This window comes from Proteinivorax hydrogeniformans (genome assembly GCF_040515995.1).
GTDB classification, from domain to species: domain Bacteria; phylum Bacillota; class Proteinivoracia; order Proteinivoracales; family Proteinivoracaceae; genus Proteinivorax; species Proteinivorax hydrogeniformans.
Genome location: NZ_CP159485.1, coordinates 76176 through 89500 on the forward strand (window position 1 = coordinate 76176; position 13325 = coordinate 89500).

General features: G+C 37.1%; 14 protein-coding genes and 5 tRNA genes. All 19 read left to right on the top strand.

Features of this window, described 5'->3' with window-relative positions:
* Positions 1 to 32: 32 nt before the first annotated feature.
* Entirely contained in the window at positions 33 to 479 is a 447-nt protein-coding gene (locus tag PRVXH_RS00365; protein ID WP_353893352.1) for a CBS domain-containing protein, read from the top strand.
* Between the two features lie 6 nt (positions 480 to 485).
* Positions 486 to 890, top strand: a complete 405-nt coding sequence (locus PRVXH_RS00370) for a hypothetical protein (protein ID WP_353893353.1) — start codon at positions 486 to 488, stop codon at positions 888 to 890.
* Positions 891 to 930: 40 nt separating this feature from the next.
* Positions 931 to 4398, top strand: coding sequence for a transcription-repair coupling factor (gene mfd, locus PRVXH_RS00375; protein WP_353893354.1), 3468 nt, complete (start codon positions 931 to 933; stop codon positions 4396 to 4398).
* A gap of 70 nt (positions 4399 to 4468) precedes the next feature.
* Positions 4469 to 5410 carry a peptidylprolyl isomerase gene (locus PRVXH_RS00380; protein ID WP_353893355.1) on the top strand — a complete coding sequence of 314 codons (942 nt, stop codon included), beginning with the start codon at positions 4469 to 4471 and terminating at the stop codon, positions 5408 to 5410.
* An 86-nt stretch (positions 5411 to 5496) separates the two neighbouring features.
* Positions 5497 to 6042 (top strand): stage V sporulation protein T, encoded by a 546-nt coding sequence (gene spoVT, locus PRVXH_RS00385; RefSeq protein WP_353893356.1) that lies wholly within the window; start codon positions 5497 to 5499, stop codon positions 6040 to 6042.
* A 99-nt stretch (positions 6043 to 6141) separates the two neighbouring features.
* Positions 6142 to 7776 (top strand): polysaccharide biosynthesis protein, encoded by a 1635-nt coding sequence (locus PRVXH_RS00390; RefSeq protein WP_353893357.1) that lies wholly within the window; start codon positions 6142 to 6144, stop codon positions 7774 to 7776.
* An 11-nt stretch (positions 7777 to 7787) separates the two neighbouring features.
* Positions 7788 to 8417 carry a MazG nucleotide pyrophosphohydrolase domain-containing protein gene (locus PRVXH_RS00395; RefSeq protein ID WP_353893358.1) on the top strand — a complete coding sequence of 210 codons (630 nt, stop codon included), beginning with the start codon at positions 7788 to 7790 and terminating at the stop codon, positions 8415 to 8417.
* A 124-nt stretch (positions 8418 to 8541) separates the two neighbouring features.
* Complete coding sequence (locus tag PRVXH_RS00400; RefSeq protein WP_353893359.1) at positions 8542 to 8814, top strand: HU family DNA-binding protein; 273 nt, start codon at positions 8542 to 8544, stop codon at positions 8812 to 8814.
* Between the two features lie 102 nt (positions 8815 to 8916).
* Entirely contained in the window at positions 8917 to 9945 is a 1029-nt protein-coding gene (locus tag PRVXH_RS00405; protein WP_353893360.1) for a SpoIID/LytB domain-containing protein, read from the top strand.
* Positions 9946 to 10111: 166 nt separating this feature from the next.
* The gene (gene yabP, locus PRVXH_RS00410) at positions 10112 to 10402 is read left to right on the top strand and encodes a sporulation protein YabP (protein WP_353893361.1); all 291 of its coding nucleotides are present in this window, start codon (positions 10112 to 10114) and stop codon (positions 10400 to 10402) included.
* 11 nt (positions 10403 to 10413) lie between these two features.
* Positions 10414 to 10929 carry a spore cortex biosynthesis protein YabQ gene (gene yabQ, locus PRVXH_RS00415; protein ID WP_353893362.1) on the top strand — a complete coding sequence of 172 codons (516 nt, stop codon included), beginning with the start codon at positions 10414 to 10416 and terminating at the stop codon, positions 10927 to 10929.
* Positions 10930 to 10978: 49 nt separating this feature from the next.
* Positions 10979 to 11272: a septum formation initiator family protein gene (locus PRVXH_RS00420; protein ID WP_353893363.1), complete on the top strand. Its 294-nt coding sequence runs from the start codon at positions 10979 to 10981 to the stop codon at positions 11270 to 11272.
* Between the two features lie 72 nt (positions 11273 to 11344).
* Positions 11345 to 11734, top strand: a complete 390-nt coding sequence (locus PRVXH_RS00425; protein WP_353893364.1) for a S1 domain-containing RNA-binding protein — start codon at positions 11345 to 11347, stop codon at positions 11732 to 11734.
* A 54-nt stretch (positions 11735 to 11788) separates the two neighbouring features.
* Positions 11789 to 12703 carry a hypothetical protein gene (locus PRVXH_RS00430; protein WP_353893365.1) on the top strand — a complete coding sequence of 305 codons (915 nt, stop codon included), beginning with the start codon at positions 11789 to 11791 and terminating at the stop codon, positions 12701 to 12703.
* Positions 12704 to 12780, top strand: a tRNA-Met gene (locus PRVXH_RS00435).
* Between the two features lie 10 nt (positions 12781 to 12790).
* Positions 12791 to 12866 (top strand) — tRNA-Val (locus PRVXH_RS00440).
* A 59-nt stretch (positions 12867 to 12925) separates the two neighbouring features.
* Positions 12926 to 13002 (top strand) — tRNA-Met (locus PRVXH_RS00445).
* Between the two features lie 4 nt (positions 13003 to 13006).
* Positions 13007 to 13081: transfer RNA gene (locus PRVXH_RS00450), tRNA-Glu, on the top strand.
* Between the two features lie 6 nt (positions 13082 to 13087).
* A tRNA-Val gene (locus PRVXH_RS00455) sits at positions 13088 to 13163 on the top strand.
* The last annotated feature ends 162 nt before the right edge of the window (positions 13164 to 13325 follow it).

Here is a 13325-nt window from a genome sequence, read left to right on the forward strand (position 1 = left end):
TTTTTATTGTATGACGATAGGAGGGAAAGGCAGTGTTGATAAAGGATGTAGTTAGGGAAATTGTCTTTACTATAAATTATCGAGCGACTTTAAAAGATGCAGCATACCTACTTGCGGTAAATGGTGTCGACAGTCTAACTGTTGTAGATAATGAACAAAAAGTTTTGGGAATAATAACAGAGCAAGAGATATTTAAACCTAAAGAACAAATGGAGATGGACAACGACTTGCTATTAGGGAGCTTGATAAACCTAAGAAATCCACAGCGCTTTATCAATGAGTTAGCAGAGAGTGCTGACCTGCCGGTTACTTCTGCTATGGTTTCTAACCCTGCAATTTTAAAGGAAAGTCAGAACATAAAAGACGCTATGCAAACTATATATAAATCCCGTTTATCCACGATACCAGTTGTGGATGAAAGCGATAGGTTGGTGGGTATAATTTATCAACAAGACATCATTAAACTTATGGAGAGGTAGGTAGATTTGATAACAATTCTAACTTTTATTTTAATCACTGTTATAGTAACCACAACTGCTTATTTCATAAATACATTTGTTTATGCTAAAAGCAAAGACTATTCTGTCATTGCTGCCGCTGTAGTAGAGGAAACCCTCAAGACCATAGGGGGGCTAATAGCAGGGAGTATTTTATACCTACATATAACATTCGGAGTAATAGAAGCTTTGACAGAAATAAAAATAAAAGAAAGAGTTTCTGTTTTACCTGCTATTTTTTCTATTTTAGGTCATACAGCTTTTGGTTATATAACCATTACAGTTTACAGACTAACAGGAAATGTTTTTTATGGTATATTAAGTGGGATTTTTAGCCACATTATTTATAACTCACTAGTTATAGGGCTGGTAAACAGCATAAAAAAGCCTTGACCTATCAAGGCTTTTTTATTGGTTGTAGAGGGGGATTAACATGTTAAACCTTTTAAGCGGTAACGCAGAATATAAAAAAATAATAGAGAACATCACAAAAAACAAAAGTCAGCTAGTTTATGGTTTGTCAGGTGGGCAGAAAGGATTTGTTTTAGCTAACATAATAAAGGAAGAAAAATGCAAGCTTCTAATACTTGTAAACGACAAAGCAAACCTAGAAAAATTAAGAAGTCAATTGCAGGGGTACATAAATGAGGAGTCAATAGTGGTATTTCCGCAAAACCCTATGCTGCCAGGAGAGGTGGATCATAGTAGTAAAGACATTGAACTTCAAAGGATAAAAACGTTGGCTAAAATAGCCAACGAAGAAGTTTCTGCGGTCATAGCTACAGCAACTTCTGCTTTGGAATTTTTGCCAAACATTGATTTTCTTAAAAGCAAGCAAGTGCTGTTTGAGACTGATAAAGAGTACGATTTTGAAAAAATCAGCACCAAACTGACACAAAGCGGTTACAAAAAAGTAGATGTGGTAGAAAACAAGGGGCAATACACCATCAGAGGAGACATTTTAGACGTTTACCCTGTAACAAAAGAAGCTCCCCTAAGGTTGGAGTTTTTCGGTGAGCAGCTTGAGACCATCAAATATTTCGATATCTCAAGTCAAAGATCACAAAAAAAGGTGGAGAAAGTTCAGATTTTCCCCGCAACACTGACTGTACTAGATGAAGAAGGCCAGACAAACTTATTAAAACAGTTAGAAGACAAACTTAGAACGATAAAAGATATAACCTTGCGGGATAAAATAAGCGGAGATATTGAAAAAGTTCAAAATAAAGTTCAGTTTAACGAACTTAATCAATATAACTATCTTGTTTATAAAAACCCACAAAGTTTGGTGGATATTCTGTCTCACTATGTGGTTGCCTTAGATGAGACGATGATTATAAGAAAAGAGCTTAAAGAATGGGAACAAGATGCAAAGCTGAGAATAAAAAGCCTTATAGAAAGCGGCAAGTTGATTGCAGATATTCCTTTATACTTTGAAAGTGAAGATTTTTGGCGTAAATTAAGGCAAAAAACTGCGCTTCACTTTACTTTACTTTTGCGGAGTATGGAGGGTGTTAAGTTAGATCAATCCATATCACTCCCATTTAGACAGACTCCGGTTTTTGCTGGACAAGTGAACATGTTTTTTTCGGAAGTTAAAGACATGCTTAAGCAGGGATTTAAGGTTTATATTAGCTATACTACAGATAGCAACAAACAAAAGATTTTAAAAGGGCTTGAGGAATATAACATAAGCACAAAAGTTTTGGATAACAAGCTTGTTTTTCACCATGGCGATATCGAGGAAGGTTTTATTTATGATGGCGGTCAGGTGGCTGTATTTACTGAAAACCAGATCTTTAAAACAAGCTACCAAGCCAACAAAAGAAAACCTAAACAATCTAAACTACAGGTAACAGATGTATCAAAGCTACAGATAGGGGATTATGTTGTACACACCTCTCATGGAATTGGGATTTTTAAAGGTGTAAAAACCCTTGAAGTAGCTGGGGGTAAAAAAGACTATATACACCTTCAATATGCCAAGCAAGACAAACTATATGTGCCTTTAGACCAACTAGAGCCATTGCAAAAATATATAGGAAGCGAAGGAAAAGAGCCAAAAGTAAATAGCCTGTCAGGTGGCGAATGGAGCAAGATAACCTCTAAAACTAAGAAATCAGTGGAAGAGATGGCAGAAAAGCTTATAGAACTTTATGCTAAAAGAAAGTCTAGTCAAGGCCACAAGTTTAGTGCCGATTCAACCTTTCAAAATCAGTTTGAAGAATCGTTTCCGTATAAAGAAACGAAAGATCAACATAGCGCTATCAAAGATACTAAAGCGGATATGATGTCTTCTTTTCCCATGGAGAGATTGCTTTGTGGTGATGTGGGATATGGGAAAACGGAAGTTGCCTTAAGGGCAGCGATGAAAGCTGTTTTAGAGTCTAAGCAAGTCGTGGTATTAGTGCCCACAACTGTGTTAGCTCAACAACACTATAAAACCTTTATCGAGAGGTTTTCCGACTTCCCTGTAAATGTTGAGGTATTTAGTAGATTCCGTAGTAAAAAACAAATACAAGAAGGGTTAGTAAAGCTTGCAACAGGCGAGGTAGATATAGCTATAGGAACTCATCGGCTTTTACAAAAGGACGTTGATTTTAAAGATTTAGGACTAATGATAATAGATGAGGAACAACGCTTTGGAGTTACTCATAAAGAAAAACTAAAGCAAATGAAAGAAAATATAGATGTTCTCATGCTCTCTGCTACACCCATCCCTAGAACCTTACATATGTCCATGTTAGGAATTAAAGACTTAAGCGTAATAGAAACACCTCCTGAGGACAGGTTTCCAGTACAGACATATGTCCTAGAGTATAATAAAGAGGCTATAAGGGCTGCAATTAAGAGGGAGTTAAACCGAGGGGGACAAGTTTACTTTGTTTACAATAAGGTTTCCACTATAAGTAAAATGGCTAATGATCTTCAGCAAATGATTCCAGATGCCCGTATAGCCATTGGTCATGGACAAATGTCTGAAACGAAACTAGAAAAAACAATGCTAGAATTTTTAGAGGGTAAGCACGATATTTTGCTAAGCACGACAATCATCGAGACAGGTCTAGATATTCCAAATGTGAATACCCTAATCATATATGATGCTGATAAATTTGGCCTGTCACAGCTATATCAGATTCGCGGCAGGGTAGGAAGAAGTAAACGATTAGCGTACTGCTATTTGACATATCAAAAAGACAAGGTGCTAACAGAAATTGCTCAAAAAAGACTTCAAGCAATAAAAGAATTTACCGAGCTAGGGTCTGGCTTTAAAATTGCTATGCGAGATTTAGAACTCAGAGGAGCAGGAAACATTTTAGGGGCGGAGCAGCATGGTTTTATGGTAAAAGTAGGCTTTGACTTATATTGTCAAATGCTTGAGGATGCAGTGGATAAACTTAAAGGAAAACCTGTAAAGGAAAGACCGTTGGAAGTGTCGCTAGAGTTTCCTTTGCCTAGCTATATACCTGATAAGTTGATGAACGATTCATTAAAAGTGTCATTTTATAGAAGAATATCACAATGCCAGACTTTTACATGTGTAGAGGTTATTGAAGACGAGCTAATGGATAGGTTTGGTAGATTGACAGAACCGGTAGAAAACCTACTTCACATTGCTAGGCTTAAGGTGTTAGCGCAAAAGCTAAAAATTAAAAGGATTAAGTGTAAAAGCCTAGGATATATAAACACTGCTGGCAATGAATACAGTATTGAAATAAAGTTTTATGAGGATAAAGTAGATATAGATGGTAGAAGTTTGCTAGAACTTAAACAAAAAAATCGCAAACTAGAGTTTTCTACAGTAGGTGGCCTAACAGTGGGGTTAAAGAAAATAAAAAAAGCTGATGTTCTGCATAAAACTGAAGAACTTTTGCACAGCTTAACTTCTTGTGAAAATTAATCAATATGCTTGTTTAACTTTCATTACTTTGGTAAAATTAATACAACTTTAAAATGGGGAGTGGTATAAATTGCTGAGAAAAAAAATCACAGCTATGACAGCGTTAGTATTGACAGTTATTATGCTAGCTGGATGTTTTAGTGGGGATGGTAATGTTGTAGCTGTTGTCGGTGATATGGAAATAACAAGGGAGGAACTAGAAAGAGAGATTGCCCTTCGTTATAAAATATTTGGGCAACAGCAGGGTTTGCCTAAAGATGCTAAAGCGGACTTTTTAGAGCAGTTGATCAATCAAGAGCTATTATACCAAGAGGCGTTAAACCAGGGTGTAACACCTGACAAAGAAGATGTAATTAAAAGGTATGAGATGATTGAAAATGATTTAATAAATCAAATTTATGAAAGTGAGTCAGCGTTTATCAGGACCTTAGAAGAGTATGGAGCGACAACATCTGACTTTAAAGAGGTAATAGAGAAAATAGTAACCGTGGAAGGGTTGATTTCTAAGACAGATGGGGAGTTAGAGCGTGTGACAAGCGAAGAAATAGAGGAGTTTTATAATCAGAACATTCAAGCTTTTGCCGAAAGTGATAAGCGAAAAATAAGGCATATACTTGTGGGAAGCGAAAGTCAGGCAAATGCTATAATTACTAGAATCACGGAGCGAGAGGAAGATTTTGAAGAGTTGGCAATGGAGTTTTCCACCTGTCCTAGCGGTGAGAATGGCGGCAACCTTGGTCTTATTCCGCCTGATGGTTTAGATGGAGAATTTGCAGATGCCGCCTTTTCTATGGAAGTAGGTACTCTCAATGAAAGCCCTGTTAATTCAAGCTTTGGCTGGCACATTATTGAGGTGTTAGATGAAGAAAAAGGTTACGTCAGAGAGTTAGATGGTGAAGTGAAAAACCAAATAACAAACCATATAATGCAACAAAGATCTAAGCAAGCAGAGGCAGATTTAATAAACAGGTTAAGACAAGAAGTAGATGTAAAAAATAGATTAAATGACTAAATTTTAACCTAGTGGTAAAAAATGAATAAACTCCCTCTTTATGATAAATACTAGCATTAGACTAGACTTACAGAGGAGGGAATAATTTGAAGGCTACAGGTATTGTTAGGCGAATTGATGATTTGGGTAGAGTTGTGATACCTAAAGAAATAAGGCGAACTTTAAAGATTAGAGAAGGAGATCCCTTAGAAATATTTGTTGATCGAGATGGAGAGGTAATATTAAAAAAATATTCGCCAATTGGTGAGCTAGGTGACTTTGCTAAAGAATACTCAGAATCGTTGTTTGAAACCTTAGGACATATTTGCGCAATATCCGATAGAGATGCAATTATTTCAGTATCTGGTGGCTCTAAAAAAGAGTTTATGAACAAAAGCGTTGGAGACGCAGTTGAAAGGGCCATGGAAGAGAGAAGGACAGTTAAAACTAATACAGCTCCAGATAAAGGTTTAAATGTCTTAGAAGATGATAATATTGAGTTCTCAGACCAATTAGTAGCACCAATTATAGCAAATGGCGACCCTATAGGATCAGTGATAATTTGTAGTAAAGAAGATAATATTATTTTTAAAGAAATAGAAGGAAAAATGGCAGAAGTAGCCGCAAGTTTTTTAGCAAAACAAATGGCTTAAAAGGTGGTTATTACCACCTTTTTTGTTTAATTACATAAATTGTTGCAATTGGTCTATAATTAAGGTTAATGGAAAAGATTTATTTAGGAGAGGGACGAATTGAACAAAGAAAATGCATTGTTTGTAAAAGGAACTGCGATTTTGGCTTCGGCAGGCTTATTTGCAAGACTCATGGGGGCCGTTTATAGAATACCGCTTTTTGAGATACTTGGGGACGAGGGGATGGGATACTACCAAATGGCATATCCTGTTTACTCCTCTTTAATAGCAATTTCAACTGCAGGTATCCCTATAGCTATCTCTAAGCTGGTGTCCGAAAGGGTTACCCAAAAAGATCCCAGAGGAGCTGCCCAAATACTAAGGGTTGCTACTACACTTTTAATTATTACAGGACTTTTTTTTTCAATTATTCTTTTCTTAGGTGCCGACTATTACGCTGAAAATATCTTAATGACACCTAAGGCTGTCTACTCCCTAAAAAGCATCGCACCGGCTATTTTTCTAGCTGTTCTGATGTCGGCCTTTAGAGGTTTTTTTCAAGGCACTCAGAATATGGTCCCAACAGCCTTATCTCAAGTAGTAGAACAAATAGTTAGGGTAGTTACGATATTTATTTTAGCTGTGGCCTTTGTACCTATGGGGGTTGAATACGGTGCTGCTGGCGCTACTTTTGGTGCAGTTATGGGCATGCTAGCAGCTTTATGTGTCATGATAGTTTTAGTTTACAGAAACAGAAGAAAACTTACCCAGATTCCTTCTAGAAACTTAGTGATACAGTACCGAAATAGGGACGTGTTAGGTCAAATAGTTAAGCTCGCCCTCCCTATAAGTATAGCTAGCATGGTTCTTCCCATAATACAATTAACCGATGCAACCTTAGTTCCAAGGAGGCTTGTAGCAGCAGGGTTTTCCAGGTCAGAAGCGGCTGCTTTATATGGGGTATTTACAGGAGCCGCTATGGTTTTGGTAAACGTCCCCACCCTTTTTACAACTGCCATGGCTAAAAGCTTAGTGCCTTCTATTTCTGAAGCTAACGCAGCCCAAAACTTAGGCGCCGTGAAAAGTAGAGCTGGCCTGGCTATAAGGTTGACTTTGTTGCTTGGGTTTCCATCAGCGTTGGGGCTGTTCATACTAGCTGAACCTATAGGGGTAATGTTATTTGACACCGCAGATGTAGCCATAACCTTATCTATCGTCTGCTTTAGCATAATTTTTTTAACCCTTCACCAAACTACAGGTGCAATTCTTCAGGGGATGGGGAAAACATATATACCAGTTACAAACCTATTTATAGGCGCTCTTTTAAAGATAATCTTAAACTATACCCTAACCGCTATACCAAGCTTAAATATTCGAGGTCCAGCAATAGGTACGGTTATATGCTACCTTATTAGCTCTAGCCTAAATCTATATATGGTTTACAAGGTTACAGGGGTTAAATTAACAGTGCGTGAATATATCTATAAGCCGGTTCTCACAAGTGTTATTATGGGACTTGTTGTTTGGGGAACCTATCAACTTGTGTCGGCAATCGGGTTATTTGAGTTTATAAGTAAGGTACATATGAGATTGCAGGTGACAGCTGAAACTTTATTTTCTATAACTGTGGGTATGCTCGCTTATGGGTTGTTACTATTGGTATTTAACGCTATAACGCAAAAGGAAATAGAATCAGTTCCTTTAATAGGAAAAAGAGTGATACCATATCTTAAAAAGCTTAACTTACTTAAGTAAGGAGGGAAGCTATGTCACAAATAAACGAACTTCTTGACGTTATACACCTGTTGCGCAGTGAAAACGGCTGCCCATGGGACAAAAAACAGACCCATACAAGCCTAATAAACTATGTTATAGAGGAAAGTTATGAAGTGAAAGATGCTATTTTATCAGGCGACATGAATAAAATAGAGGAAGAGTTGGGAGACTTATTATTACAGGTGGTACTTCACTGTCAGATTGCAAAGGAAAACGATGACTTCGACTTTGATAGTTGTTCAAAAAAAATTAAGGACAAACTAATCTTTAGACATCCACATATATTTAGAGATCAACATAAGGGCCCTATATCAGAGCAGGAAGTAGAAGCAATATGGAAAAGACAAAAGAAAAAAGAAAGCAAGGATTTTAACAACTTACAGGGATTACCCGCTCTTTTAAAAGCAGATAAATTTTTTAACACTGAAAGAGGTAAAAACGACATAGAAAAATACACACCACCTCAAAAAATATCCAAAATATCGGAAGATTTTAGGCAAGAAAGGGAAGAAGATATCTTAGAAATTGCCACTTATTTAATATATTTGTGCAAACAAAATGGTCATAGCTTAAACTATATTATGGAAAAAAGTGTAAATAATTTAACCGAAAATGACTAAAATACCGTAAAAATAGCCTTTTTTAGTAAACTTTTTAAAAAAAACCTTTATTTTTGCAGGAATTACGGGAATAATCGAGAATAGGTAGTATGAAAATTTATATTTAACCAGGAGGTAATGTTCTGTGAACAAAACTGAATTAATCCAAGGTGTAGCTGAAAAAAGTGGTTTAACTAAAAAGGATAGTGAAAAAGCTGCAAATGCAATGCTTGAAACTATTATCGAAGCTGTTAGCGCAGGTGACAAAGTACAGCTTATCGGTTTTGGAACATTTGAAGCAAGAGAAAGAGCAGCTAGAGAAGGTAGAAACCCAAGTACTGGAGAAACTATTCAAATTCCAGCAACTAAGGTTCCTGCATTTAAAGCTGGTAAAGCATTCAAAGATACTGTTAAATAAAAAAAGTCGGGCTTTTAGCCCGACTTTTTTTATTTAACCAGTAAAAGTATTTTTTATCCTCCCAAAAGCAATAATAAAAATAAAAGGGAGGACTTGTTTAAAATGAAAAGAACATTAAAATCCATTTTTATAGCCGTCACAGTTTTTATTTTAGTATTTGCTATGGTAGGCTGTAGAATACTTCAAAGACCCGAAGAAGCAGACCCTGTGCCAGAATCAGACAGTCCAGAAGAACAGGCGGTGTTGCCAGAAGTCTTAGACGCTGAAGAAGGACAAGAGCCATCGCTAGAAGTTTATTTGCATGAGGAGAACCGTGTGGAGACCATGCAGATGGAGGAATATATAGAAGGGGTAGTAGCGGCAGAGATGAGGCCTAATTGGGATGAAGAAGCCTTAGCAGCTCAAGCGATAATCGCTCGAACCTTTACTCTTCAAAAAATAGAAGCTGAAGGAGGGGTACAAGAAAGGAATGCTCATGCATCGACAGACATCCAAGAGTTTCAGGCCTATAACCGTGATGCGGTAAATGAACAAGTACAGGCTGCTGTTGAAAGAACAAGAGGTGAAGTGGCTGTCTATGGAGGACAGTTTATTAGAGCGTGGTTCCATGCCTACTGTGGAGGAACAACCGCGACTGCTAAAGAAGGTTTAAACTATGCCGATGAAGAACCACCGTATATTCACCGTGTGGACTGCCCGTGTTATGAAGAAATTGATGAAGAAGAAAGAGAGTTCGAGGTTAGCTTTAGTACTTCCCAGGTAAGAAATGCAGTACAGGAAATAACCGGTGAAGATCCAGGACAATTTCAAAGTGTAGAAATAGCTGAAGAATCGGAAGGTAGAGCTATTACACTAAATGTAGGAGATGTAGAAGTTAATGCTTCAGAACTTCGGATCAACCTAGGGAGTACTGAGCTTAGGGCGACAGTAATTGAAGATATTACAGTGGCTGGAAACGAAGTAACCTTCACAGGTAGAGGATATGGTCATGGGGTAGGGATGTGTCAATGGGGTGCCTTCATTTTTGCCAGAGATGACGAAAAAAACGAAGGAGAAGTGGAAGATAAAAACGCAGAAGAAATAGTGGATTACTACTTTAAAGATGTAAGTATTCAGAAGCTTTGGGATTAGCAAAGCTTATCTAGATTCTTTAAGATTCTTAAGTTTATGAGTATCGTTTGTACTCGTAAAACTTGAGATTCTTTTTTTTTGAAAGCCTAACACTTCTAATTTTTGTGGTTATAAAAATGTGGTCAAAATCATATTTGATATAAAGAGAAAAAAGGAGGGGAATTATTTGATTATCGAAAAAGAAGATATTAAACAACATAAGCTTGTGCTAATCAATCAAGAAGAGCTTGAAATAACAGGAATTGAAGATGTAGAAAGTTTTAATGAAGAGGAGGTAGTACTAATAACTCAAAAGGGTAACCTTTTAGCAATTAGAGGTGAAGAGCTAAGCATAAAGCAGCTTAGCATTGAATCTGGCAAAGTGTCAGTAGAAGGTATAATTTATGAGATAGCTTATTCTGGAGAGACAGGCTACGATAGCAAAAAAAGAGGAGTTTTTGATAAACTGTTTCGCTAAGAGGTGAACAAATGGATAGCTTAGCATTGCAAGGTTATATTTTTTTGGTCATGGTAGCCCTTGGCATTTTATTAGGGATTCTTTTCGACGTTTATAGGTTCATAAAAGGGAGAACTGGACTAAAAGGGCTGCCACTTTACTTATGTGATGGGATATTTTGGGTAATAATAACAGCGATAGCTTTTTTCGTGTTGTTACTTAGTAACTGGGCTCAACTTAGAGTATATATTTTTTTGAGTATATTTGCTGGCTTTATTTTCCACATAATGGTCATAAGCAAATCTTTTATCAAAGTGTTGATTAAAATAGAAAAAATCCTAATCTACATATGGAAAATAATCAGGAAGATAGCAAAAGTAATCTACAACATAGTAGCTTCTATATTCAAAGTGATTGCAAAAGTAATTAGTATCATATTATGGCCTATCACTTATCCAGTAAAAACTTTATGCTCATTTGCCTATAAGAAGTCAAAGTCCACTTCAGTTATCACTAAAATAATTCAGAAATTAAGCAGGAGAAAATAAAATAATACAGAAAATAATATTAAGTACAATAAAAGATAGGAGTTTGGCTATGGCAAAAGTTAAAAAGGTCAAAACTAAAGGCGGCAAGATACGCAAATGGATTTTCATACTATTTTCAGCATATGTCGTATTTACTCTAGTGAATCAACAAGTTACAATGTGGAAGCTTAAGGATCAAAAAGCACACTATATCCAAGAAATAGATAAGCTTAAAGAGGAAGGCGATAAGCTTCAGCAAAAAGTAGAGTTATATAATGACTACGACTATATTGAAATGAAAGCACGTAAAAAATTAGGGTTCATAGGTGAGGATGAAGAGGTGTATATATTTCCTAATAATTGAACAAAATTGACATTCCCGATTTATTTCAGTATAATTAAGTCATATATATTTTAGGGGAGGAATTTTTGTATAATGTCATTAGAAGCAGGTAACATTGTTACAGGGACGGTAACCGGTATAACAAACTTTGGGGCTTTTGTTAAGCTTCCTGAAGGAGAGACTGGCTTAGTCCATATTTCAGAAGTAGCGGACACTTATGTAAAGGATATCAACAACTTTTTAAAGGTAGACCAAGAGGTGAAAGTTAAAGTAATATCAGTAGATGAAAAAGGAAAAATAGGTTTATCTATCAGACAGGCAAACCCTAAACCAAAACCTAAGGATAAGCCGAGGTCTAAACCTAAAAAGGCTACCGGTCCGTCTTTTGAAGATAAGCTATCTAAATTTTTAAAAGACAGTGATGAGAGGCAACAGATTCTAAAAAGAAGTGTGGAATCAAAAAGAGGTGGCAGAGGAGCTTAAAGCATCTTTATTATAAAGATGCTTTTTTTGGTGCCAACGCTAGGAGGATGAAAAGTGATAGCAGTAATCGATATAGGTAGTAACTCTATAAGGCTGCTAATAGCAGAAGTTAAAGATGGCCAGATAATAAATGTTAGCACTGATAGAGTCGTTACTAGGCTGGGACAAAGTAAAGTTTTAAACACTTTAGATCGTGCAAAAATGCAAAAAACTTTTAAAGCTTTAAAGCGGTTTAAAGACCAATGTAAAAGTCGTGGAATTAAAAGAATTTACAGTTTTGCTACAAGCGCTGTTCGTGAGGCGGACAATAGAGAACAGTTTGTCAGCGAGGTTAGAAATATGGGGATACCATGTCAGGTAATTTCAGGTCAAAGGGAAGCAAAGCTAAGCTTTAAAGGGGCAGCTCTTGCCCTTAAAACAGAAGACTTTGTAATGATGGATTTAGGTGGAGGCAGCTTAGAACTTTGTTATAAAAATAATAAAGGTGAAATTTTTGGACGTAGCTATAAAATAGGAGCAGTCAGATACACCCAAAAGTTTATTAAATCGGATCCGCCCCAAAAAGAAGAAATATCGTTATTAAAATCTAACCTGGCAGAAGAGATTAAAAAGATCAAAAAAAACATCGGTGGCGATGTTACTAGAAAAGGACTTCCTTTGGTGGCTGTAGGAGGCACAGCCTTTGCTTTAGCAGCTGTATATCAGAAAGTTCAGCATGACAGGAAACAGCAAGAAAAAATTGTAAACACGAAAATGCCGATTTCCTTCCTAAAAGAATTGACAACAAAATTAGAAAGTGGTACTATATTAGAGCGCGAGAAAATACTAGGGTTACACCGACAACGTGCTGAGATAATTGTTGCCGGAGCAAATATACTCTTGACAACAGCTAGCAAGTTAGGGTATAATATATTACTAGTGACAGATGGTGACTTGCGCCAAGGATTTATAAGTGAAATAGCAAATTGACGCGGGGTGGAGCAGTCAGGCAGCTCGTCGGGCTCATAACCCGGAGGTCGTAGGTTCAAATCCTGCCCCCGCAACCAAAAAATTTTTGGGCGAATAGCTCAGTTGGGAGAGCACCTGCCTTACAAGCAGGGGGTCACAGGTTCGAGCCCTGTTTCGCCCACCATAAAATTTTTAAAAGCTATTGACACACAAAGAAGATTGTATTATAATAAATATTGTCGTCGCGGGGTGGAGCAGTCAGGCAGCTCGTCGGGCTCATAACCCGGAGGTCGTAGGTTCAAATCCTGCCCCCGCAACCAACATGGCCCCTTGGTCAAGCGGTTAAGACACCGCCCTTTCACGGCGGTAACAGGGGTTCGAGTCCCCTAGGGGTCACCATTTTTCGGGCGAATAGCTCAGTTGGGAGAGCACCTGCCTTACAAGCAGGGGGTCACAGGTTCGAGCCCTGTTTCGCCCACCATTTAAAAACTAACACACCAATTGGTGTGTTTTTTTTGTTAAATTAGAAAAACAAAAAACATCCTCTTTTGACATAGTTTAAAACACTATTTTGTCAAAAAATATGTTTGTAGTAAAAATCAGTACGGTAAATGTCGATAAGTTTTTTTGGGGGGCTCCACGT